The sequence below is a fragment of the Paraburkholderia aspalathi genome, assembly GCF_900116445.1.
In the GTDB taxonomy this organism is placed as follows: domain Bacteria; phylum Pseudomonadota; class Gammaproteobacteria; order Burkholderiales; family Burkholderiaceae; genus Paraburkholderia; species Paraburkholderia aspalathi.
This window is the reverse complement of sequence record NZ_FPBH01000023.1, coordinates 45,888-68,802: the sequence shown is the minus strand read 5'-3', so window position 1 is coordinate 68,802 and position 22,915 is coordinate 45,888. Positions and strand designations below refer to the sequence as shown.

General features: G+C 61.4%; 19 protein-coding genes and 1 pseudogene. 4 read left to right on the top strand and 16 right to left on the bottom strand.

The genetic code is table 11. From position 1 onward, the window contains the following. The first annotated feature begins 9 nt into the window (after positions 1-9). On the top strand, positions 10-204 hold the full coding sequence (locus tag BM438_RS44985) for a hypothetical protein (RefSeq protein WP_143131770.1): 195 nt from the start codon (positions 10-12) through the stop codon (positions 202-204). Positions 205-268: 64 nt separating this feature from the next. Here BM438_RS44985 and BM438_RS29500 read toward each other — a convergent pair whose 3' ends face one another. From BM438_RS29500 to BM438_RS29470, 7 genes and pseudogenes are all read right to left on the bottom strand, one after another. Next, positions 269-1,303 carry a zinc-dependent alcohol dehydrogenase gene (locus BM438_RS29500; RefSeq protein WP_093641778.1) on the bottom strand — a complete coding sequence of 345 codons (1,035 nt, stop codon included), beginning with the start codon at positions 1,301-1,303 and terminating at the stop codon, positions 269-271. Positions 1,304-1,336: 33 nt separating this feature from the next. Continuing rightward, positions 1,337-2,788: an NAD(P)(+) transhydrogenase (Re/Si-specific) subunit beta gene (locus BM438_RS29495; protein WP_093641775.1), complete on the bottom strand. Its 1,452-nt coding sequence runs from the start codon at positions 2,786-2,788 to the stop codon at positions 1,337-1,339. 10 nt (positions 2,789-2,798) lie between these two features. Then, entirely contained in the window at positions 2,799-3,170 is a 372-nt protein-coding gene (locus BM438_RS29490; RefSeq protein ID WP_093641773.1) for an NAD(P) transhydrogenase subunit alpha part 2, read from the bottom strand. 61 nt (positions 3,171-3,231) lie between these two features. Beyond that, positions 3,232-4,407: pseudogene (locus BM438_RS29485) on the bottom strand (NAD(P) transhydrogenase subunit alpha). Between the two features lie 21 nt (positions 4,408-4,428). Then, complete coding sequence (locus BM438_RS29480; protein WP_093641770.1) at positions 4,429-5,811, bottom strand: NAD-dependent succinate-semialdehyde dehydrogenase; 1,383 nt, start codon at positions 5,809-5,811, stop codon at positions 4,429-4,431. Positions 5,812-6,335: 524 nt separating this feature from the next. Next, entirely contained in the window at positions 6,336-7,892 is a 1,557-nt protein-coding gene (locus BM438_RS29475; RefSeq protein ID WP_093641767.1) for a DUF2235 domain-containing protein, read from the bottom strand. Positions 7,893-7,922: 30 nt separating this feature from the next. Beyond that, positions 7,923-9,848: a potassium transporter Kup gene (locus BM438_RS29470; RefSeq protein ID WP_167378479.1), complete on the bottom strand. Its 1,926-nt coding sequence runs from the start codon at positions 9,846-9,848 to the stop codon at positions 7,923-7,925. A gap of 449 nt (positions 9,849-10,297) precedes the next feature. On the opposite strand from BM438_RS29470, the gene BM438_RS29465 reads away from it, so the two are divergent. Then, complete coding sequence (locus tag BM438_RS29465) at positions 10,298-11,185, top strand: SDR family oxidoreductase (RefSeq protein WP_093641764.1); 888 nt, start codon at positions 10,298-10,300, stop codon at positions 11,183-11,185. A gap of 70 nt (positions 11,186-11,255) precedes the next feature. On the opposite strand, the gene BM438_RS29460 is transcribed toward BM438_RS29465, so the two are convergent. From BM438_RS29460 to BM438_RS29450, 3 genes are all read right to left on the bottom strand, one after another. Then, positions 11,256-11,618: a translation initiation factor Sui1 gene (locus BM438_RS29460; protein WP_093642098.1), complete on the bottom strand. Its 363-nt coding sequence runs from the start codon at positions 11,616-11,618 to the stop codon at positions 11,256-11,258. Positions 11,619-11,638: 20 nt separating this feature from the next. Next, positions 11,639-12,004 (bottom strand): VOC family protein, encoded by a 366-nt coding sequence (locus BM438_RS29455; protein ID WP_093641761.1) that lies wholly within the window; start codon positions 12,002-12,004, stop codon positions 11,639-11,641. Between the two features lie 147 nt (positions 12,005-12,151). After that, positions 12,152-13,159 (bottom strand): DnaJ C-terminal domain-containing protein, encoded by a 1,008-nt coding sequence (locus BM438_RS29450; protein WP_167378478.1) that lies wholly within the window; start codon positions 13,157-13,159, stop codon positions 12,152-12,154. Positions 13,160-13,499: 340 nt separating this feature from the next. On the opposite strand from BM438_RS29450, the gene BM438_RS29445 reads away from it, so the two are divergent. Together BM438_RS29445 and BM438_RS29440 are read left to right on the top strand one after the other, a co-directional pair. Beyond that, the gene (locus tag BM438_RS29445) at positions 13,500-15,242 is read left to right on the top strand and encodes a methyl-accepting chemotaxis protein (protein WP_093641753.1); all 1,743 of its coding nucleotides are present in this window, start codon (positions 13,500-13,502) and stop codon (positions 15,240-15,242) included. Positions 15,243-15,615: 373 nt separating this feature from the next. Beyond that, positions 15,616-17,358, top strand: a complete 1,743-nt coding sequence (locus BM438_RS29440; protein WP_093641749.1) for a thiamine pyrophosphate-binding protein — start codon at positions 15,616-15,618, stop codon at positions 17,356-17,358. Between the two features lie 49 nt (positions 17,359-17,407). On the opposite strand, the gene BM438_RS29435 is transcribed toward BM438_RS29440, so the two are convergent. Genes BM438_RS29435 through BM438_RS29410 form a run of 6 tightly spaced genes read right to left on the bottom strand, consistent with a single transcriptional unit; the run spans position 17,408 to position 22,877 of the window. Then, a complete protein-coding gene (locus tag BM438_RS29435) occupies positions 17,408-17,629 on the bottom strand; it encodes an FmdB family zinc ribbon protein (protein ID WP_093641745.1) in 222 nt (73 codons plus the stop codon). Between the two features lie 6 nt (positions 17,630-17,635). Then, the gene (gene hydA / locus BM438_RS29430) at positions 17,636-19,057 is read right to left on the bottom strand and encodes a dihydropyrimidinase (protein WP_054033454.1); all 1,422 of its coding nucleotides are present in this window, start codon (positions 19,055-19,057) and stop codon (positions 17,636-17,638) included. Next, complete coding sequence (locus BM438_RS29425) at positions 19,054-20,004, bottom strand: dihydrodipicolinate synthase family protein (protein ID WP_093641741.1); 951 nt, start codon at positions 20,002-20,004, stop codon at positions 19,054-19,056. The genes hydA and BM438_RS29425 overlap by 4 nt, the downstream gene beginning before the upstream one ends. Then, positions 20,001-21,161, bottom strand: a complete 1,161-nt coding sequence (locus BM438_RS29420) for an NAD(P)/FAD-dependent oxidoreductase (RefSeq protein WP_093641737.1) — start codon at positions 21,159-21,161, stop codon at positions 20,001-20,003. Before BM438_RS29420 ends, BM438_RS29425 begins: the two co-directional genes overlap by 4 nt. After that, the gene (locus BM438_RS29415) at positions 21,158-22,582 is read right to left on the bottom strand and encodes an FAD/NAD(P)-dependent oxidoreductase (protein ID WP_244179481.1); all 1,425 of its coding nucleotides are present in this window, start codon (positions 22,580-22,582) and stop codon (positions 21,158-21,160) included. Before BM438_RS29415 ends, BM438_RS29420 begins: the two co-directional genes overlap by 4 nt. Then, positions 22,572-22,877: a (2Fe-2S)-binding protein gene (locus BM438_RS29410; RefSeq protein ID WP_234487551.1), complete on the bottom strand. Its 306-nt coding sequence runs from the start codon at positions 22,875-22,877 to the stop codon at positions 22,572-22,574. Before BM438_RS29410 ends, BM438_RS29415 begins: the two co-directional genes overlap by 11 nt. Between the last annotated feature and the right edge of the window lie 38 nt (positions 22,878-22,915).

Genomic DNA, 22,915 nt, shown 5'->3' with positions numbered 1-22,915 from the left:
GGCTTCGATATGATCGATTTCGACATCCGTGACGAAGACCAGTACCCGGCGGGCGCTAGTGCGGGCCCGGTTCGCCGACAAGTCATGGTTACTCGACGAAGCAATGATAAGTCCGGTGTTGATGCTGCTGGCCAAGGCACGGCGTGGCACGCCGATTTCGAGCACGATTTGGCGACCGGAGTGTTCGGCGTCAGCTCCGTTTAGTTCGGTTGCGTTATATGGCCGTAGAGCCGGACCGGGGTCCGGCAGCCACGATAGCGCCCTCCTCTCAACCCTTGGCGAACTCGAGCACCACGCGCGATGGGACATCGCCGTGCGCGAGGCGATGGAACACGCTGTTGATCGCCGAGAGCGGCTGCAACTCGATATCGGCCTTGACCTTGCCGTCAGCGGCGAAGGCAAGCGCTTCGGCCATGTCCCGGCGATTGCCGACAAACGAGCCGCGAATCGTGATGCAGTTCGCCACGACGTCGAACAGGGGGGTCGGAAACTCGCCCGGCGGCAGCCCAACCAGCACACAGGTCCCGCATTTGCGCGTCATGCCCACACCTTGCTTGAATGCGCCCAACGACGGCGCTGTAATCAGCACGCCATGCGCACCGCCCCCCGTAGCCTTTCTGACGGCAGCAACCGCATCGCCGTCCTTTGCGTTGACCATGGCATCGGCGCCAAGGCGTTTGGCATGCGCGAGCTTGCCGTCATCGATATCCACTGCGCACACATGCAGGCCCATTGCCTTGGCGTACTGAATGCCAAGGTGTCCGAGGCCACCGACGCCAGAGACCACGACCCATTCACCCGGGCGTGCCTGGGTCTCCTTGATGCCTTTGTACGAGGTGATCCCGGCACAGATGAGGGGCGCCGCGTCGCGGGCCGCCAGATGGGCTGGGATATGGGCCACATAGTTCGGATCGGCGACGATGTATTCGGCGAACCCACCGTTCTTCGTATAACCGCCGAACTGCGCTTCGGCACATACGGGCTCGCGTGCCGCGAGGCAAAACTCGCAGTGTCCGCAAGCGGAGTAGAGCCACGGTACGCCGACCCGGTCGCCTTCCTTCACGGCCGTTACACCCGCACCAAGGGCGGTGACGATGCCGATGCCTTCATGGCCCGGTATGAACGGCAACGTGGGCTTTAACGGCCAGTCCCCGCTCGCGGCATGCAAATCGGTGTGGCATACGCCGCACGCTTCGGTCTTCACCAGGATCTGGCCTGGACCGGGCTCGGGAATATCCAGTTCCTTTAGCACCAGTGGCTTGCCGAACTGTTCGACGACGGCAGCTTGCATTTTCGATGTCATGGCTTGTTCCTCGGTTGCGATGAATTCAGCGCGCTAGGCAACAGCGGGCAATCCAAGCCCTCTGACCGCTTCACTCATCTTGATGAGCACGGTCTGGGCGTCGCCATAGACCATGTTGCAGTTATCTGCGTAAAAGAGTTCATTGACGATGCCGGCGTAGCCCTTGCCTTCCCCGCGCTTGATCACAAACACCTGCTTGGCGTGATCGGCGTTGAGAATCGGCATGCCGTAAATGGCCGACGATTTGTCGGTGCGCGCGGCCGGGTTGACCACGTCGTTGGCGCCGATCACCAGCGCAACATCCGTCGTGGCGAACTGGTCGTTGATGTCCTCGAGTTGGAAGATCACGTCGTAGGGCACGCCAGCCTCGGCCAGCAGCACGTCCATCTGGCCCGGCATGCGGCCAGCCACCGGGTGCACCGCAAACTTCACCGACACGCCGCCCGCCTGAAGCAGCTTGACGAATTCGTACAGCTTGCCTTGCCCCTGCGAGACCGCGAGACCGTAACCCGGGACGATAATCACCGAGGCCGCATAGCGCATCGCGATGCCGGCGTCGCCTGGCTGCGTCGGCTTCAGGCTGCCCTTGATCTTCCCCTGCTTGCGCGTGGCGACCTCACCAAAGTTGGTGAAGATCACATTGCTCACGGAACGGTTCATGGCCTTGGCCATCAGCAGCGTCAGCAACATGCCGGCTGCACCGACCACCATGCCGGCGATCATCAGTGCGGGGTTCTGCAACACGTAGCCTTCAATGCCGACCGCGAGGCCGGTAAAGGCGTTAAAGATCGAAATCACCACCGGCATATCGGCGCCACCGATCGGCAGCGTCATCAGGATGCCGAGCGCCAGCGCACAACCGAAGAACAGATAGATCCAGGTCGGCATCGTCAATATCAGCGCAGCGTTATCCGCGCTTGCGACGACGATGTAGCCGCCAACCACGAAGGTAGCCAGCAGCACCAGTCCATTGAAAACCTGCTGCCCTTTCACTCGAACGGGCTTGTTGATGACCCCATCGAGCTTGGCCCAGGCGATCAGCGAACCCGACAGCGACACCGCGCCGATCAGCGCGCCCAGCAAGGTCATGATGAGCGCGGTCGCACCCTGCGCCTTGTTGCCGAACAGTTCCACCGCGGCAATCGCACCGGCCGCTCCGCCACCCATGCCGTTGTAAATCGCCACCATCTGCGGCATGGCGGTCATCGCCACCTTGCGACCGCCCCACCAGGCCAACCCGCCGCCCAGCGCCAAAGCAACGACCGTGAGCCCCAGGTTGACCGGCAGGTTGGACCGGGCCGCCGCGCCGACGTCGAAGGCGTACAGGAAGCTCGCGAGCACGGCCACGGCCATGCCGATACCGGCGACGAAAATGCCCGAAGGCGCCGTAACAGGCGACGACATGCGGTGCAGGCCGTAGAGAAAGAGAAAAGCAGCGGCGAGATCGACCACGCCGATGCCGAGTTGGGGGATCAGGTTCAACATGGCGACGCCCTCAATGCTTCTTTGCGTGGATGGACTTCACGGTGCCGGACTTGCTGTGCGTACCGTGCGTGCCGTGCGCCGCGGGATGAACGGTGGTCTTGAACATGGCGAGCATGCGATCGGTGACGGCATAACCGCCTGCGGCATTGCCCGCGCCGAGCAACACAGCCACGAAGCCGATGACTTGCTCCTGAACCGTACTCGCGTTCAGGAGCGCATAGATGCCGCCCACCACGACAATGCCGTGTACGAAATTCGAGCCCGACATCAACGGGGTATGCAGAATGGCCGGCACGTGTCCGATGATCACCCAGCCAGCGAAAGCGGCCAGCATGAAGATGTAAATCGCGACGAAGCCGGAAATGCTGATCTGGAAGTCCATCACTTGGTCCTTGGTCAGAGCGTGTTTGTGCCGGTGTTGATACAGGCGCTGATACCCGCGCTCATGCCGGCGTAACAGGTTCGGCTTTCGCGGGGGGCTTCTTCGCGGCGGCAACAGGCTTGGCCGCCGCGTCGCTCGCCTCAGCCTTGTTCTCGCCTGCGTGGGTGAGCACCGTTTTGGCGAGCACTTCGTCGCTCCAGTCGATCTCGATGACGTTGTTTTTCATGATCAACGCGAGCAGGTTGTACTGATTCTTCGCGTACAGTTCGCTCGCGTCCTCGCCGAGCAGCGAGGGCACGTTTAGCGGCGCGACGATCGTCACGTTGCCGATCCGCGTGGTCTCGCCAGGCCGCGAGTCTTCGCAGTTGCCGCCGCCCTCCGCCGACAGATCGACGATCACCGAGCCCGCTTTCATGCCGGCCACCTATGCGTGGCTGATAAGCTTGGGCGAGGTCTTACCGGGAATCGCGGCGGTTGTGATGATCAGATCGGCGCTCTGAATGTGCTTCGTCAGCACGTCCGCGACCCGGGTCTTTTCCTCGGCGCTCAGCTCACGGGCATAGCCGCCTTTACCGCGCGCATCGATACCGGTATCGACGAAGGTGGCGCCCAGCGAGAGCGCCTGCTCCTGAGTTTCCGGCCGCACGTCATAGCCCTCGACGACGGCCCCAAGGCGGTGCGCCGTCGCGATCGCCTCCAGCCCTGCCACACCGAGCCCCATCACCAGAACGTGAGCGGGTCCGATCGAGCCTGCCGCGCTGGTAATCTTGGGCACCACGCGAGCGAGATGGGTCGAGCCCAGTTGCACCGCGTAGTAGCCTGCAAGCGCGGACTGGCTCGATAACGCGTCCATGGACTGGGCACGCGTAATGCGCGGCACCCGCTCCATTGCGAAGCAGGTGATCTTCTTGTCGAGCAGGCGCTTCACCAGCGCGGGCTCGTTGTGCGCATAGATGAACGAAACGAGGATCGCGCCCTCCTTCATCGCGTTGACCACCTCGAGCGCGGGAGGCTGAACGGCAAGCACGACATCGGCGTCTTCCACCAGCGCCGTGCGATCCGCTATAAAGGCGACGTTCTCGAACGCGGCGTCATCCAGATGAATCGCCGCGCCCGCCCCCGGCTGCATATGCAGCCGGGCACCCAGTTTGACCAGTTTCTGGACCACGGACGGCACGAGCGCCACACGGCGTTCATGGGCCCGGGTCTCCGTCAGAACGGCAACGTTGACATACATGGCGGGCTTTCCTTGTGGAGATCAGGCCGGTGCATCGAGGCGGGCGGTACGGACCAGCTTCGTATTGACGAACTCCTGGATGCCCATGTTGCCGAGCTCACGGCCGTAGCCGGAATCCTTGATGCCGCCAAACGGCAGTTCCGCATCGGACCAGTCGATGTTGTTGATGAACATCATCCCGGTCTCGACCCCGCTCGCCACGCGCTTGCCGCGCGCTTCGTCTTTCGTGAAGACCGAACCACCGAGGCCGAAGTCCGAATCGTTGGCTAGCGCGATGGCCGCGGCTTCGTCCTTGACGCGGAAGAACGACACCACCGGACCGAAGAATTCGTCGCGGAAAGCCGGATTGTCCGGTTTGATATCCGTGAGGATCGTCGTTTCCATGAACGAGCCGGGTCGGTCAATGCGTTTGCCGCCCATCACCAGCGTGGCGCCATGTGCCACTGCATCGTCGACCTGCTTGAGCAGTTGAACCAACGCCCCCTCGGTGGACAAGGGGCCGTGCGTCGTCTTCTCGTCCATCGGATCGCCTGCCTTTAATTCGGAGAGCGCGGTCTTGAACTTCGCAAGAAATTTGTCGGCAATCGAATCGAGCACGATGAATCGCTTCGCCGCGCAACAGGTCTGGCCGGCGTTATACATCCGCCCCCATACCGCCCACGGAACGGTCTTTTCCAGGTCGGCATCATCGAGCACGATGAACGCATCGCTGCCACCCAGCTCCATCGAAGTCTTCTTGAGGTTCTGCCCCGCTCGCGCCGCAATACTTCTGCCGGCCTCGACGCTGCCCGTCAATGCCACACCCTTGATGCGCGGGTCGTCGATGATTCGCTCGGACTGCTCGTGCGAGATCAACAAATTGGTGTAGGCCCCCTTAGGTGCGCCGGCGTCGAGCAGGAGTTTCTCGAAGGCAATCGCGCATTGAGGTACGCAGCCTGCATGCTTGACCACCAGTACGTTACCCGCCATCAGTTGCGGGCCGGCGACGCGTGCAAGCTGGTAGTACGGGAAATTCCACGGCTCCACGCAGAAGAGCACGCCGAATGGACTATTTTCCATATGCGCCTCACCGACTTTCGGATTCAGTTTGGTCGGTGCCAGGAAAGTTTTCGCGTGTTCGGCGTAATAAGCAAGGATGTCGGCGCTGAACCTGACTTCGCCACGCGCTTCGTCGATGCGCTTGCCCATCTCAAGGGTCGCCAGTTTGGCAAATTCATCGACGTTCTTACGCATCAGTGTTGCGGCCTTATCCACGATTTCGGCACGCTGGGCGTAGGTCGTGTGCTTCCACGTCTGGAAACAGGTCTCGGCGGCAGCGATCGACTTTTCAAGTTGCTCATCGGTCAGTTTTTCGAAGCTCTTCAGGACCTTGCCGGTGTTAGGGTTGACACTTTGATAAGCCATGATTTGTGTTCTCTTTAAATGGAGGTTGGCTTGAGTCCCGGGGCGGAACGTCAAGCACGTGTCGAACACCAGTACGTCTTGTGTTCGACATCCTAAATATTAGATTTCGAATGATCGCAATTCGGACGCCACTTGCGTGCCTGACCTCAGGCGCCTTGCTTGTTCATCGCGGCCTTCGACTCTTTCACGTCCTGCTCAGTCCTTGGACCAAAATCACGCAAAATGATCTGTCTTGCCGCGCCATAGCATGGCAGCGACTGCCTCCGCCATGAGCGCGGCGGAAAGAAATAGTGTTTTCGGATTGTGAGCATGATGGCCACTCCTTGCTGGAGGGGGCGGCCCGGGCGAGCGATTGAAGAAAATCATACTGCGCGAGGGTGTTTCGAGCGCCTTTGAATGAAAGACACAAGGCGCGTGTAACCACGGTGCGCTTAACCTCGGTGGAGGTCGGTACGGTGCCGTACAAGTGCGGACCCGGCCCCAATGAGCACGAAAAGAAGTCTCGATGTCCGTCGCGGCACCGTTCAGGACGGTTCGCCTGCTCCAGACCCTCCCGGTGCTGTTGCCGGCGCAGTGAGGTCTTCGTCTGAGTGCCGGTATGCCGTCCCCTTGCCGCCCGGCAGCCCGCTTGATTCGGCGATTTCAACCCGCAGACTGCCTTGATTGTTCCAATACGCCCAGGTGGCGTCGTTGGCAAAGCAATACAGGTAACCCGAGTAAGGCGCCTTGATCTCCATCTCTCTGCCGATTCTGAAGTAGAAGGGTTGAGGTGACACGCCTGCTTCGCTCGGTTCCCCTGGGTATGAGATCGCACCGCAGAGCTCGAACCAGTTCGCTCCCCTGACTCGCTTGGACCATGCAGAGAGGCGCTGCATCCAGTTACCAGGCGTTCCCTCCGCGCCCGATACGCTGTCCCCATCCAGCCATGTTTGACCTTCAAGCACCTTGAACCGGTAGCTCACCCCCTCCTTCATGAAAATGCCGGTCCAGTTCCACAACGTGCTGGCGAAGACCCGCACCTGCACCCCCTTCCCTGGATCGATGTTCGGTCGATAGGGAGCCTGAAAGATTGGCGGACTGGCCTGCCGTGCCAATGCCAGATCCGATATCGATTCGGAGCATATGCGTGAATCCTTCGCCAGATAGGGAAAGGACCGGGGACGAAATCCGATCCTCCTGTAAAAGCCTGTGAGCGAGTTGTGAAGGACGCCATGTACCGCGGATGGCGACAACTGGCCCGCATCGGCTATCTGGTCCAACATCTTCGGTTCAAACACCGCACCGCACTGCGCGGCCTCGGCAATCATCCATTTGAGCGTGGCGTCAGAAAGCCCGGTCTCCTTGTAGCCGCCCCCAACGTCCGCGTGCACACCAGGGAACCACACTTGCGTCACGCGTGCCGGGTCGCAACCATCGGCATCTGTCCACAACGTTGGAAAGAAAGTGTTCCGCTGCTCATCAATGGCAAGGGCTTGTACCGCGCGTTCAACTTCTGGCGAAAGCCTCGTGTCATGAAATTCGAGGCGCTGTCTCCCTAAGCCGAATAAGTTCGCAATCTCAGGAATACCGAGAGCGCCCACCGTCTCCCACACGCCCAGGAAGCGAATGGGAGGCGGTTTGCCATTCTCGATGCAGAACCGTTCCTGCAGGCTGATGTTTTCCGGTGTTGCTGGATCGAGCCGGTACAGGTTCCATGCCTGTTTGACTAGCGCCCAGCTTGCCTCGCCAGGAAGTCCACAACGATGAAGCATACCCACCAGGCTTCGCGCCGTGAACGCGCCACGCGAAAAGCCAATGATGAAGATTTCAGAACCTTCTTCGTAGTGGTCGGACAGCCACTTGTACGCAGTTCGAATGTCTCGCGAGAGGCCCAATCCCAACGCACCGTCTACGAGGCGACGAACCCGGCCTTCGTTAGCGCCAATGCCGACGTGGTAGTAGCGGAGTTGCTCGACGCCATCTTCACCGTGTTCACTCAACGCGTTGAAAAAGCGAACGACATTGGTCGGAACGGGCACCCCCTGAAACTCGTCGCTATCCGAGTTCCATGTGCCGTCGCAGCAAACGAAAAGTCTCTTCATGTTTGCAGGTTCTACCTTATAGGTTCTACCTCATATTTCGACGCGCGAGCCCAGCTCGATCACCCGGTTTGAGCTCAGTTTGAAATAAGCTGCAGGGTTGCCGATATTGTGCGCCATCACGCTGAACAATCGTTCGCGCCACACCGGCATGCCCTTGCCTCCGGTCGCCACCACGGTGGCATGACTGAGGAAGTAGGAGACCTTCGCCGGATCGACCACCAGGCCCTTCGGCTCGCAGTCGCGCAGCGCTTGCGGCAGGCTGGCCACGTCCTTGAAGCCGTATGTCACAAGGATGCTGTGACAGTTGTGGCCCAGCGGCGTGATCGCCACGCGCTGCTCGCGCGGCACATAGGGCACATCCAGGTTGGTCACATGCACGAACAGCACACGCTCGTGCAGCACGTGGTTATGCGCCAGGTTGTTGACCAGCGCGTGCGGCACGGTATGGGGATCGATGGTCAGGAACGCGGCGGTGCCGGGCACGCGGATCGTTTCCTTCGCAAACAGGCTGTCCAGGTACCTGCCCAGCGGCAGCGCGCCGGCATGGATGCTGGCCTCTTCGATCATCAGCGCACGGCCGCGGTGCCATGTGGACATCACGGTGAACATGATGGCGCCCAGCAGCAGCGGGAACCATCCGCCATCCACGAACTTGAGCAGGTTGGCCGAGAAGAACGCCAGATCGATGACGAAGAAGAAGCCGGTGGCCAGCACACACAGCAACCAGTTGTAGTGCCAGGCGTAGCGCACCACGTAGAACGTGAGGAAGGTGGTGATCATCATGGTGCCCGTTACCGCGATACCGTAGGCCGAACCCAGCGCCGTAGAGGAACCGAAGCCCAGCACCGCCCCCACCACCGCGATCAGCAGCAGCCAGTTGATCGCAGGCACATAGATCTGGCCGACCTCGCGTTCAGAGGTGTAGACAATGCCCATGCGCGGCATGAAGCCGAGTTGCATGGCCTGCTTGGTCATGGAAAACGCGCCGCTGATCACTGCCTGCGACGCGATCACAGTCGCCACCGTGGCCAGCACCACCATCGGGAACAACGCCACCGACGGGAAGAGGTGGAAGAAGGGGTTGTCCACGGCCTTGGGATCCGACAACAGCAGCGCGCCCTGGCCCAGGTAGTTAAGCGCCAGCGCGGGCAGTACGAGTGCGAACCACGACAGACGAATCGGCGGCGCGCCGAAGTGGCCCATGTCGGCATAAAGCGCCTCAGCGCCGGTCAGCGCCAACACCACCGCGCCGAGCGAGACGAAGGCCCGCCAGCCGTTGCGCATCAGGAATTCGAGGCCCACGAACGGGTTGAAAGCGACCAGGATGGCCGGCGCGCGGCCGATGCTGAGCAGTCCCGACACCGCAATCACGACAAACCACAGCACCATCACCGGCCCGAACACAGCGCCGATGCCGGCCGTGCCGCGCCGCTGCACGAGGAACAAAGCGATCAGCACGACGAGTGCGATCGACACCACGAAGGGCTTGAGCTGCGGTTCCGCCACTTCCAGTCCTTCCACCGCGCTGAGCACCGAGATGGCCGGCGTGATGACGCCGTCGCCATAGAACAGCGCCGCGCCGAATACACCGGCGAGTAGCAGCCCGTTGCGCAGGCGGGGCCGGTCCATTACAGAACTGGAAGCCAGCGCCAGCAGCGCCATGATGCCGCCCTCACCGTGGTTGTGGGCGCGCATGATCAGCGTCACGTACTTCAGCGTCACCACAATGATCAGCGACCAGATGATGAGCGACACCACGCCCAGCACATTGAAGCGATCGAGCACCAGCCCGTGACCCGAGTCGAATACCGTGCTCATGGTGTAGAGCGGACTGGTGCCGATGTCGCCGAACACGATGCCGATGGCGGCCAGCGCCAGCTTGGGCATCGACCCGTGGCGGGTTTCCTCGACGTGGCCGGCAGGGGCGCCCGGTTGTTGGCCTGAAGACGATTCCATGAATGGCTCCTTCTCAGTGGGTGGGGCCCCCGGCCAACGAACGGTGCGCCGGCGCTCAAGCGCCTGGCGGCCCGTCTGGTCACGCTGATTTTGCTGCAATGGACTGATCAGCGGACGGCCTGTCGGTGACAGCCTACAGAAGAAAGGGCGCGGTTCAAAGCCAGGCATCTCCTTAGGATCACCCAGCAGAACCGGTTCGCCTCAGTTGGTCTCCAGGTCTTCATCCATGATGAGCAGAAAGAGTGTCGCTTGAGAGGAGATGTTCAGCTTCTTGTAAAGATTGCGTCGGTGAACTTTGGCAGTGAGGCGGGTCGACGTATTGCATCAGCGTTGGATTGACCGGCCGGCATCGGGATCATCCTGTTAGTTCTTTTCATAGGATGACGTCACCACTTCAACAGCACGGGAAATGGCCAGATAGTAGCTGCGACTACTACGGAGGTTTCACCATGCGTATCTTTCTGACGGGCGCGACAGGTTTCATCGGCGCGGCCATCGTTCCCGAACTCATCAACGCGGGTCATCATGTGATCGGCATGACGCGTTCGGACGCGGGAGCGCAAGCGCTTATCGATGCAGGTGCAGAGGTGCATCGCGGAACCTTGGAGGATCCGGAGAGCCTACGCAGCGGCGCCGCAAATGCAGATGCCGTCATCCACACGGCATTCGATCACGATTTCTCTAGATTCGTGGAGAACTGCGAAAAGGACAAGCGTGCGATTGCGGCACTCGGCTCCGTGCTCGCCGGCTCCGACCGCCCTCTGATCATCACCTCGGGGACCGGCATGGGTAGTGGTGAGCACGGTCAACTGGCGTCTGAAGATGTCTTTAATGTCAGTCATCCCAATCCGCGGATCGCATCTGAGCTGGCTGGGAATGCGCTCCTGGAGGCGGGTGTCAATGTGTCGGTGGTACGCCTGCCTCAGGTTCACAACCCGTTCAAGCAGGGTCTCATCTCGCCGCTCGTTGCTATCGCTCGGGAGAAAGGCGTTAGCGCCTTCTTAGGCGACGGCCGTAACCGCTGGCCGGCCGGTCATCTCTCCGATGTGGCGCGTCTCTATCGGCTCGCCATAGAAAAGCGTCAACAGGGAGCTCGATATCATGCGGTCGGCGAAGAAGGGATCAGTAGCCGCGAAATCGCCGAGGCGCTGGGTCGGGGTTTGAACTTGCCTGTCGTTTCGATCAGCCCGGATGAAGCGGCGTCGCATTTTGGATGGATGGCAATGTTCGTCGGATTGGATATGCCGGCCTCGAGTGTCCAGACTCAGACCCGGTTGGACTGGCATCCAACCGGGCCGACGCTCATCGCCGATCTCAACGAAGCGCGGTACGTCTAGTCACTTTCGTTGATCGGCCCGCGGCGGAGTGGACTCAATCTGCGCCGCGGGTCAACGCTCATTGAAGCGATTAGCCCCCGGCGCGCTTCGCGCTGTGGCCGTACTTCTTGAGCGCTTCGATGACCCGCTCGCAATGGTCACCCTGCACTTCAATCACGCCATCCTTGACTGTTCCACCAGAACCGCAGGCCGTGCGCAATTGCTTGCCTAATGAGGCCAACGCAAGAGGATCGAGCGCCAACCCCTTAACGATCGTCACGCTTTTCCCGCCTCGGCCCTTGGTCTCGCGTGACACTCGCACGACGCCATCGCCTACCGGCAATTTCCTGGCAACTGTCTTGCAGATACATTCCGCGAGCGCCTTTCTGCATTCGGGACACATCCGTCCGCCGTCGGTGGAATAGACGAGGCCGCCTTTTGAACTATGTTTCATGATGGGTTTACTCAAAGACACTACTTGGCTGCGAAGCTCCGGCTCGAAATAGATATGGAGTTCCCGTCCGGGTCTTTCGCATTGGCAAAACTGTAGCCATTCGCTTGATGGGTTGCGCCAAATTCAAGACCGCCTCTCGCGCATTCGTTCTTGAAGCCTTCGACGTCATCGATGTCGAACACCAACTTCACCGTAGCTTGCCCTGACCTTACTCCCTTCGCGGCTTGATGGACCATGATGATGACGCCTCCGTGCGGCGATACGAGTTCGGCAATACGATCGTCGTCATCGAACTTATAGGCGAAACGAAAGTATCGTTCGTAGAATTCACAGGTTTTTTTCACGTCCTTCGCGTACAGCAATATCCGGTTTAGAGACGGACCCATCTTTCCCTCGACTATTTTTGTAAGCTATCGCGCACTGCAAAGACCAACGGACATTGGATTCTCCGAATGTGTTGTGCGACGGATCGCGAGCTTTGGCAGCATGCAGTTGTTCGTATCGGGTGTGGCGAAGCGGTGCCGATTGTCCTGCTACGACGGCGCACCGTTTGGTGCGGTCGCTGTGATTACCTGCATTGCTCGACGCCCCGCATCCGCAAACATCTCACGCAGCCGTTGTCGTTCATCGTCAGTGAGATGTGAAGCCGCAGCCGGCATCGCGAGCACCAATTGCAGCGTCAGGTCGCCGCGAAAGCCATTGCGGTCCGTGAGTCCATGTCCGCGTAGACGAATCGTGCTGCCCTGTTGCGCGTTCTGCGGAATCGTCATCTGGTGCGCGCGCCCCAGGATCTGCGCTTCGAAGTTACCTCCGAGCGTAGCTGTCACGAAGTCAACCTGAATCTCGCTTGCGAGATTCAGGCCGTCACGACGAAAGGCCGCGCTGCACACAATCGCGACCGAGAAGATCGCGTCACCAGACGGACCGCCATTCGTCCCGGGATGACCACCACCTTCGACGACAAGACGCTGGCCATCCCACACACCCGCTGGAACCTTCACAGTCTCGAACTTCCGCCAGGTTCTGATACCTGTGCCGAGACACGCTTGGCACCGGTCACTCGCCGGCGGGCGACCAGTCCCCCCACATGCGACGCAGTGCATGCCCGAGACCGACAGACCGCTGCCGTTGCAGCTCGCGCACTGGGCACCGCGTTCTTGACATGGGTGACACGGTCCCCTCACCGCATAGCTCGCTTCGACCTCGCCGCCATGAATCGCGGCTTCGAGCGGAACGAAAAGTTCGACCAGGCAGTTCGCGCCGCGCATCGGAGGCGAGCTGCGGTGTTCGCGTGAGTGGGCTGGCTTGTCACGGCGCTCAGTCGATGCCGCCGCCTGACTGAGTACGGGCGGTTGACGCTCGCCTGTCAAAATCTCAAACGCCTCCTGAATGCGCTTGAACACCGGCTCGACTGTCGATTCGCGCCCCTTGTTGCGATCGGGGTGGTACTTCGCTCTTAGCCGTCGGTACGCGCGCTTGACGTCTGCCGGCGACGCAGTGTCCGGCAACTTCAGCCGCCTATAGTATTCGTCAAGACTCACGCATTTCCCCCGCATCTCTTTCCGTACGCGCAAGTCTATCAAGAGGCGATGAACGGACTGCCAGTTGTCGAAACGTCATCTCCTCTGCCGCGCTCAGTCGCTGGACCTTCGGCATTCGTCTTCGCTCCAAACCTTACAAAGTAATAACTTGGAAGCATAAAAATACGATAAATTTGCGCGTAAACGATAATTGGTATGAAGAATAGATTGTGCCTGCCGTTAACTGAATACATGGAGCACTTGCCGCATCCCCGGACGGCATTGCCGACTATCCGGCGACGCGCGAGCGTCGTTGGATCTATTTCTTTGTTCCAATTTTTTCACGTTGACGAAGCAAGCTATGAATATCGGCAATATGAAGCTCGGCGCCAAACTAATCAGCGCCTTTATCCTCGTATCAGTCATCAGTGCCATCGTCAGTGTGATCGGTGTCCGCAGCATGGGACAGATCAGCGACAACGCGGACACGACCTATCGAATGGATCTCGTGGGGCTTAACCAGATCCAGCAAGCGAACGCCGATGTGCTGAGAGTCGGTACCTATCTACGCAACGCCATTCTGGCTTCCACTGCCGAGCAGCGGACTGCCTCGCTAGGCCAAGCCGAAAAAGCCCTGGCCTCGGCGCGCGAGCACCTCAATCAAGCCGAGCCCCTCGTCTACACCGACAAAGGGAAGGCGACCTTCGCCGATCTCGATCAGGGCTGGCACGACTACATACAGGCCTTCGATGAAATGAAAGGCCGGATTAACGCCGCTGGGCTACAGGATCAAGCTGCCCTGACTGCCTATCTGTTGGGCGAATACCATGAGAAGGGGTTCAAGACCCTGGTCCTGATGGGCACGCTGGTTAATGTGAAACAGAGCGACGCCCAAGCGACGGCCGGATCTAACGACAAGGTCTACGAGGACGGCCGCAATCTGATGATTGTTCTGGTGGTCTTGTCCATGTTGATCGGTTGGGGCATCGGCGTCTGGATGGCCCGCAATCTGACACGGCAACTGGGCACTGAACCGGCGACAGCCGCCAACCTCGCCAGAAGCGTGGCGGCGGGCGATCTCAGCGTAAGCATCGACCTCCGGCCCGGCGATACGACCAGCCTCATGGCATCGCTGAAAGCAATGCGCGATGCGCTCGCGCAGGTCGTGGCGGAAGTCCGCGAGAACGCCGAAGGCGTGGCGACGGCAAGTGCGCAGATCGCACAAGGGAATCTGGATCTGTCGAGCCGCACAGAGGAGCAGGCAGCATCGCTCGAAGAAACCGCCTCGAGCATCGAAGAACTGACCGCTGCGGTCCGTCACAACACGGATAACGCGAAGCAGGCAGCAACGCTCGCCGGTACGGCCTCCGGCATCGCACAGCAAGGCGGCGACGTCGTCGGGCAAGTGGTCGAAACGATGCGCGATATCTCCGCCAGTTCGACCAAAATGTCCGAGATCATCAGTGTGATCGAGGGTATTGCCTTCCAGACCAACATCCTCGCGCTCAACGCGGCGGTCGAGGCGGCTCGTGCCGGCGAACAGGGTCGCGGCTTCGCCGTCGTTGCCGGCGAAGTGCGCGCGCTTGCGCAGCGTAGTGCCAGCGCCGCAAAGGAAATCAAGGATTTGATCGCCGATTCGGTCAATCGGGTAGAGGTGGGCTCGAATCTTGTCGAGCAGGCGGGCGGCACGATCAATGAGATCGTCGCGTCGGTGAAGCGTGTCACCGATATCGTGGGCGAAATCTCGTCGGCGTCGCAAGAACAGAGCACCGGCATCGAGCAGGTCAATCAGGCAGTCAACCAGATGGACCAGGTCACCCAGCAGAACGCCGCGCTGGTGGAAGAAGCTTCGGCGGCGGCCCAGTCGATGGCGCAGCAGGCCCAGGGTCTGCGTGCAGCGGTGGCGTTCTTCAAGATCGACGTCAGGCGCGTATCTATGTCACCTGTGAACGCAGCTCGGAAGGAACCGCATCGCAAGCCGCAGGTGGCATCCCCGGCAAAGTTGGCAAAGCCCGCGGCGACGCCACGTTTAACAAGCAGTGCAAGCACCGCGGCCGCAGCCGCGACCAGTGCAAATGAAGCTGCCGACTGGCAGACATTCTGAACGGGGCAACGCGTTCAAGCTGAACGTCTACCTGTAGTCGAACGGACCGAGGTTCGCGATTCTCGCGCGCCGCATGGTCGATAACACCTCGCAGCGCTCGCCTCCATTGAGGCAGTGCATGCGAGCGACGTCGTAGTCGAGAAAGAGTACTCACGGATGGAGACACGGGTCCGTTTCAGGCGGGCTCGATGCAGCAGCACGGGACGCGATTGCAGCCGGTGTGCAACGCGTTCAGGGCCGTCTCGCTGTCTCCACATACCGGCGTTGTGCCGCCGGCTTCGTCACGTTGCTCTTTCGAGGGCCACGCGCGACGTCCGGATGAGAGATAGCGAGATCCGATTATTGGTTTCTACTCGGATCGTACTCAAAAAATATGGAATCACACGCTCCTCTCAATGTATCGACAACGGTCGTGAAGTCGTTGGAAGTCGCGAAAATCGACCACGTCTTCCTCGTGCCGGGGAAGATGATCTACCCACTGCTGGATGCAATCGACAAATCGCCATCGATCCGCGGCATTGTTTGCGCGCATGAGACCAGCAGTGCTTTCATGGCCGATGGTTATGCGCGGGCCAGCCGAAAATTCGGCGTGTGCGTGGGGATTTCCGGACCGGGCACCATGAATTTCGTGCCCGGTATGGCGGCCGCTCACGCAGACCGGATTCCCATGCTCTATATCGCCGGAGGGGTTTCGTCGCGTGCGGAAGGCAAAGGTGCGTTCCAGGATGCTACGCAGAGCGGCATTTTTGAAAGCGGCGTGGTAAGGAGCCTGGTCGAAAATGTTGTTGAACTGAAGAACAAAGACAATCTTCAGGCCGAGATGCGCCGCGCGACAGATGGGTTGAACTGGATGCGTCGAGCGCAGTCCTTCGTGAGCATCCCTGTCGACGTTCAGCGGCAGGAAGTGCTGCCCGGCCACAATGCATCACGGCAACCATACGATCATGACGAGTTCAACGCCTGCGAGGTCCCCGCGAACCGCGCTGCGTTGGAGGCCTTGTGCAACCGGTATCTGCTCAAATCGAAGAGAGTCGCTTTTCTGATCGGCAGTCGCGGCAATGACCCGGAAACCGCGAAGGTCCTGCTCGACGTAGCCGAAAAATTTTGCATTCCGGTTGCGACCACGCTCTCGGGAAAGGGAGCGTTTCCTGAGGACCATATCCTTTCGCTCGGCGTGTACGGATTCTCGGGCCACTCGCGGGCCGTCCGCGTCATCAACTCGGACGAGCTTGACGTCCTCGTCGTATTCGGCAGCGACCTGAATCAGCGCGACAGCATGAACTGGACGGAGAAGCTCTCCGCCTGGAAGGAACTGATCATCTTCGACGACAGCTTTGACGCACCCGCGACGGGGCATGTCGCGCGCGGCAGAGTTTTCTCCGGAATTGGCGCCACATTCCGCTTGCTGTCCGAGATGGACACGGACCGCAGCGCCGACTTTCACACGGTGTTGGAAAGAAGAAAAGCATGGGTCGCCGAGGTCAACGAAACTCCTTTGTACGACTATAAGTTCGAGCAACCCGGCGTGCGGGGTTCAGATGGCGATCAAGCGCTCTATACAGGAGACGTCGTCAAGCAACTGTGTCAACTCCTGCCCAAGGATGCAAACGTTGTCGTGGATTCCGGCGCCCACCGGATATTCATGGCTCACTACTGGCTCTCGTCGGGCATTGGCAACTATTTCTCATCCAGCTCGCTCGCGCCGATGGGTTGGGCAGTCGCCGCCGGGATCGGCGTCAAGCTTGCGGCTCCGGAGCGCCCGTGTGTCGTCGTGACCGGAGACGGATGCATGCTTATGCACGGCATGGAGATCCAGACCGCAGCCCGATACGGCGTAAAGGTGCTTTATGTCGTGTTGAACAATGCTGCGCATGGCGCGGTCCATATCGACGCAATCAGCAATGGCTCTATTCCGGCGCAGTTCAGCGAGCTGCCGAGTCATGACTGGGCTGCTTTTGCCGCTTCGCTCGGTGTCGCGTCGCGCAGAGTTGAGCACCTCGATGATCTGGCAGATGCGCTGAGCGATGCGTCACAGCTTAACGGTCCATTCCTGATCGAGGTGATGACCGGCGTTTTTCCGGCACCGAATCGGTACTACGCGGAATGCGCGGCTTGAACAGCAGCTATCAAGGTGCAGCGGTCGTTTGCGCAGTCAGGTCGGCTTTCTAGCGACAGCAACCGCAGCCACCTTGATGCCTGAAGCCATAAGCCCCTTCTTCCGCCGGCATGGTCTCGCCGCGGTGCGACAGCAACACCGTCGCACCGCTGGCGATGCGCGGCGACAGCAGGCCGCACTCCGGGCACGGCGTTCGCTCATCACGCCTCGCGACCGGGCGGATGGAATCGAACGTCCCGCATGCGTCGCAGGCATATTCATAGATTGGCATGACGCTCTACCAGTGACCGCCCAGTTCGCCGCGCGTGACAAACTGTCCCTGACCGGTCCGTCCGACCCAGTCGCCGTTGTCGATCAGTAACTCCCCCCGTAGCAGCACTTTCTTCACCCGGCCCGTGACTGCGTGGCCTTCGAACAACGTAAAGTCGCAATCGCCATGCTGCGTGTCCGCGCTGATCGTATGCGACTCGTTCGGATCGAACAGGACGATGTCGGCGTCGCTGCCGATCGCTAACGTTCCCTTCTTCGGGAACAGCCCGAAGAGCTTGGCTGGCGCAGTCGACATCAATTCGACGAAGCGATTCAGCGAAATGCGGCCGCCTCGAACGCCACCGTCGTAGACCACCGTCATGCGCGTTTCGACGCCAGGCACGCCATTCGGGATCTTCGAAAAATCGTCGCGTCCAAGCGGCTTCTGGTTGACGTTGCCGCGATGCCCCTCCTTCATGCAATACGGACAGTGATCGGTCGAGATCAGTTGCAGATCGTCGGTCTTGAGCGCGGTCCAGAGCGCGTTCTGCGCTTCCTTCGAGCGCAGTGGCGGACTCATCACGTAACGCGCGAGCTCGAAGCTGTCGTCTGCGTAGGCAGATTCATCGAAGAACAGATAGTGTGGACAGGTCTCCGCAAACACCGGAATGCCCAGGTCGCGCGCTTCGATCACATGCTTCAGTGCCTCTTTCGCCGAAAGGTGCACGAAGTAAACCGGCGCTTCAGCGAGTTCGGCAAGCTTGATGCCGCGATGCGTCGCTTCGCCCTCCATGATCGCGGGCCGCGTCAGCGCGTGATAACGCGGCGCGGTATGGCCTTGCGCGAGCGCCTCGCGAATCAGCAGGTCGATGACCGTGCCGTTCTCGGCATGCAACGCGATCATGCCGCCGTGCTGCCCGACCATTCGCATCGCCTGAAAAATCGCGGCGTCGTCCGACATGACCGTGCCGGGATAGGCCATGAACATCTTGAAGCTCGAGACACCTTCGTGACGGATCGCGTATTGCATGTCGCCGAGCACGCGCTCGTCCACCTGCGTCACGATCACATGAAAACCGTAGTCGATGCTTGCGGCCGAGGCGGCTTTAGATTGCGCCCGCGAGATCGCATCGAGCGGACTCGTGCCGGCGGTTTGCAACGCGAAGTCGATGATCGTCGTCGTTCCGCCGAAGGCGGCCGAGCGTGTGCCCGACGCAAAGTTGTCGCAGGTCACCGAGGCCCCGAAGGTGTTCTCCATGTGCGTATGGCAATCGACGCCGCCAGGAAACACCAGTAGCCCTGCCGCGTCGATCACCCGTGCATCCGGTCCTCCGTCGAGATTCAGTCCGATACTGACGATGCGCTCGCCTTCCACAAGAATGTCGGCGACGTAGTCGTCAACGGCCGTAATGATGCGGCCGCCTTTGATGAGGGTTGGGGTCGAACTCATAAACCACTCCGTTGAGTATCGGTTGCGATGGAGAGCGCGTCTTCGAGACGCATCAGCTCTGCATGGGAAAGCGGTGGGATCGGCGGGCGCATCGACGGATGCGGAAAGTGGCCCAGCAAGTGCAGGCAGGCTTTCAGACGCGCATTGGCGTACGAGCCCGGCGCAGTTCCGTAGATCGCCTTCGCAAGCGGATAGATGCGCTCGTGAAGCTGCTGCGCGCGGCCGAGATCACCGTGTTCGACAGCGCGATACAGCGCCACGACCAGTTCGGGCACCACGGCCGCAAGGCTGACGAGGCTGCCTTCGGTGCCGATCGCAAAACAGGTGAACAGGTGTTCGTCGCCGGATGCCATCACGGCTACATGCGGTGCGATCGATTTAACGAGCCGGCGGTTTGCTTCGTACGCGGCCGTCTCCCAACTGCCTTCCTTGATCGCCACGACCTCGGGCAAGCCGACGAGCGCGGCAAGCATCTGCGGCGTGTAGGCCATGCCGCCCGTGGCGACGCCGGCCTGGTAAAGCATCAAGGGCAGGCGAGCCTCGGCGTTGGCGATGCGGTGATGCGTCAGAACGGTGTCGAGATCGGTCGACAGCGCCCAGGAGAACGGCGGAAACAGTAGCATGGCGTCGGCGCCCGCCTGTCTTGCGTCGTTTGCGTGGGCCTGCGCTTCATAGCTGTCCTCGGCATTCACGCCGGCTACGATGATCGAGCGGTCGCCGCAGACGGCATGCGCGATTTCCACGACACGCCGCTTGTCCGCCGCCGAGAGCGTGAAGTTCTCGCCGGCGTGGCCGTTCACCAGCAGCCCGACAATGCCGTCGACGCTCGCCACCGCTTCGATATGCCGCTCGAGCGCCGCTTCGTCCAGGTGTCGACCATCCGCGTCGAGGGGGCACAGCGTAGCGGCATAGACGCCGTTGAATGGGTCGGCATGCGTAGGGATCATTCTGTCTTTTCCCGATGAAGTTGGGCGGGCACATCGTCATGAACGACAAGCCGCGCCGGATCGAACAAGGGCAGCTCGGGTTCCTCGCCGAGCATGGCCTGGGCAAGCAGCTTGCCCATGTAGGGACCGCTGGTGTAACCGGAATGCACGCAACCGATTACCCACGCATCGGGGGAACCGGGGAGCGCACCGATCATCGGCATGGCGTCGGCGGTTTCGGCTTCGAGGCCGAGCCAGATGCGGGCCACGCGCGCTTTGGCGAGCGCGGGAATCACATGCTGCGCAAGCCGGAGATTACCGATCAGGTTGTCCGGCACAGTCTCCACGCCGCCCCGCTCGCGATCGCCGATGCCTTGCCAGCCACCGCCTATCAGGACACTGCCGTTGGCAAACTGCTTCATCGACAGCAGCCCGTTCGCGATGCTCAGCACCGACTTCATCACGGGCGGCATGCGTTCAGTGACGATCAACTGATTGACGAGCGTCTTGACGGGGATGCGGATGCCGAGCATCGCGAGCAGCGGTTCCAGCCACACGCCGCCCGCCATCACCAGACGCGTCGCGTCGATACGGATAGCGTCGTTCGGGCCGTACACCTGATACATTCCCGCGACGCGCTCGATGCGCGTGACAGGTGTCTGCTCGAAAATGTGTACACCCGCTTCGCGCAATGCCGCATGGAAAGCACGGCCAGTAAGATAGGCGCTCGCGAAGCCATCGGTTGCGCAGTACGCGGCTTGCAGCATTGCGGGATTCAGGCCTGGCTCGACGGCGAGCGCGGCATCCCGGTCGAGCAGATCGATCTGCGCGCCGTACTCGCGCCTCGCCGCCGCGCGTTGCTGCAGCAGCACTTTCTCGGATTCGGTGAAGGCGAGCGAAAGGCCGGGCGCCGACGTCGCAAGCACGCCGTGGCCTAGCCACGTGTCGGTGTTCATCCACATTTTCCACGCGCGAATCGCGTAGGGAACGAGCGCGGCACGCGTCATATGCAGCGTCAGCGTGCCGGCGTTGACGCCCGACGCGCCACGGCACAGCGCATCGCGTTCGATCACCGCCACTCGCATGCCAGCTCGCGCCAGAAATAGTGCGGTGGTGCAGCCCATCACGCCGCCGCCAAGCACGGCGACATCGAATGCGGTTGTCGTCGGCTGGCTCATAGCGGCGCAGCCTTCGGGATCGGAATGTCGTCGTAGCTGAACTCGCCCGTCAGCGCTTCAACCGTCACGGGCCGCAACGGCGTGCGGGCCGAAAAACAGCCCGCGCGTTCGCGCGAGCCGCCACATGCGCGTGCCGCAAGCAGTTCCGCCGTCACGTCCCCGCATGTGCGGCCCTGGCACGGTCCCATGCCGCAGCGCGTCCAGGCCTTGAGCTGGTTCACGTCGTGCGCGCCGGCGTCGCAGGCGGCGTCGATCTCGGCGCGCGTCACGTCCTCGCATCGACAGACGATGGTTTGCGGCCCAATGCCGTCGGCATGGCCGGCTCGTAGCGCCATCAATTGCGCCATCGAACGACCGAAGCGCGCCGCCTTGAGATGCGCCCGACGCACGGATGAGAGTCGCGACCGGAGCCCGGCGATGTCCGCGCCGCCAAGCTCGATGGCGCAGGCGAGTCCTGCGAGCGTGCCATGATGGCCCGCGGCGGCTGCGCCGGCGATGCCTGCGCCGTCGCCCGCCACGTAGAGCCGCGGGCGCGAGGTGCGGCAGTTCTCGTCGGTGATGGCGATCCATCCGCCCGCCTGCCGCGAGTACCGGTGCTCCGCGCGCAGGAGACGCGTGATTTCGGTTGACGGGGTCAGCCCATGACCGACCGCGATGCAGTCCGCGACCACGCTGCGGTGTTCTCCGGAGACGGGCCGGCCTGCTGCATCACACGGCGCCAGAGTCGCGCGCAGCCGATCGCCGGCCGGCTCGACTTTAACTATCGTGTGCCGCGCATGAATCGGCACACCCGCGTGGCGAATTTCGCGCCACCAGCGGAAACCCTCGCGCATCAGATCGGGCCGCGACACCATAGCGGGTAGCGCACGGGCCCAGTCGCCGACGCCCGCGATATCCGCAATTGCTTCGACCTTGCCGCCGCTTTCTATCGTCTTCGCGGCAACGGCCGCAAGCAGCGGCCCGCAGCCTGCGACTAATGTCGAGCGGCCCGGCAGGATGGCTTGCGATTTGAGGAGGATCGTTGCGGCGGCCAGCCCGATGACGCCGGGCGTGGTCCACCCGTCGAAAGGCACGACACGTTCCGTGGTTCCCGCTGCGACGATCAGCACACGTCCAATGCAATGCACGGGGCCGGCCGGACCCACGGCATCGACGCGATAGTCGGCGGTGACCGCCCAGACCACGTGATCGAAGCAGGTGGTGACCTTACTCCCGGCGAGTTCGCGCCGTAGCGCGTCGCCCGCTTGCTGGTCCGCACTCGATGGAACAGCGGCGCTGACCGGTGCGCGGTACACCTGCCCGCCGGCCGCCGGGTTCTCATCGAACAGCGCGACCTTGAGACCTGCTGCCGACGCAGCCAGCGCCGCGTTCACGCCGGCCGGGCCGCCGCCGAGCACAAGGACATCGAACTCAGATATCAAGGCCGATCTCCGGTACTTTGTCGACGCGCATTCCTTCAATGACCGTTGTCCGGCATGCAAGCGCGCGGCGACCATCGACTACGACCAGACACTCCTGACAAGACCCCATCAAACAGAACATGCCGCGTGGTGCGCCATTGCGCGGACTCGCCCGCAAGGTCTTCGTACCCGAGGCGAACAACGCCGCCGCCACGCTTTCGCCCTGGCGCGCCCGCACCGGCCGGCCGTCGAAGAGAAACCTCACTGTAGCCGCGCCGCCTGCCTTCTCGATGCGCATGGTCTTCTCATCCAGCATGGGGCATGGCTCCCTTGACAACTAATTTCGTCGATGTT

Coding starts and splice junctions, on each gene's coding strand:
- BM438_RS44985 (WP_143131770.1), top strand. CDS start 10: ATGATCGATTTCGACATCCGTGACGAAGACCAGTACCCGGCGGGCGCT.
- BM438_RS29500 (WP_093641778.1), bottom strand. CDS start 1,303: ATGACATCGAAAATGCAAGCTGCCGTCGTCGAACAGTTCGGCAAGCCA.
- BM438_RS29495 (WP_093641775.1), bottom strand. CDS start 2,788: ATGTTGAACCTGATCCCCCAACTCGGCATCGGCGTGGTCGATCTCGCC.
- BM438_RS29490 (WP_093641773.1), bottom strand. CDS start 3,170: ATGGACTTCCAGATCAGCATTTCCGGCTTCGTCGCGATTTACATCTTC.
- BM438_RS29480 (WP_093641770.1), bottom strand. CDS start 5,811: ATGGCTTATCAAAGTGTCAACCCTAACACCGGCAAGGTCCTGAAGAGC.
- BM438_RS29475 (WP_093641767.1), bottom strand. CDS start 7,892: ATGAAGAGACTTTTCGTTTGCTGCGACGGCACATGGAACTCGGATAGC.
- BM438_RS29470 (WP_167378479.1), bottom strand. CDS start 9,848: ATGGAATCGTCTTCAGGCCAACAACCGGGCGCCCCTGCCGGCCACGTC.
- BM438_RS29465 (WP_093641764.1), top strand. CDS start 10,298: ATGCGTATCTTTCTGACGGGCGCGACAGGTTTCATCGGCGCGGCCATC.
- BM438_RS29460 (WP_093642098.1), bottom strand. CDS start 11,618: ATGAAACATAGTTCAAAAGGCGGCCTCGTCTATTCCACCGACGGCGGA.
- BM438_RS29455 (WP_093641761.1), bottom strand. CDS start 12,004: ATGGGTCCGTCTCTAAACCGGATATTGCTGTACGCGAAGGACGTGAAA.
- BM438_RS29445 (WP_093641753.1), top strand. CDS start 13,500: ATGAATATCGGCAATATGAAGCTCGGCGCCAAACTAATCAGCGCCTTT.
- BM438_RS29440 (WP_093641749.1), top strand. CDS start 15,616: ATGGAATCACACGCTCCTCTCAATGTATCGACAACGGTCGTGAAGTCG.
- BM438_RS29435 (WP_093641745.1), bottom strand. CDS start 17,629: ATGCCAATCTATGAATATGCCTGCGACGCATGCGGGACGTTCGATTCC.
- hydA (WP_054033454.1), bottom strand. CDS start 19,057: ATGAGTTCGACCCCAACCCTCATCAAAGGCGGCCGCATCATTACGGCC.
- BM438_RS29425 (WP_093641741.1), bottom strand. CDS start 20,004: ATGATCCCTACGCATGCCGACCCATTCAACGGCGTCTATGCCGCTACG.
- BM438_RS29420 (WP_093641737.1), bottom strand. CDS start 21,161: ATGAGCCAGCCGACGACAACCGCATTCGATGTCGCCGTGCTTGGCGGC.
- BM438_RS29410 (WP_234487551.1), bottom strand. CDS start 22,877: ATGCTGGATGAGAAGACCATGCGCATCGAGAAGGCAGGCGGCGCGGCT.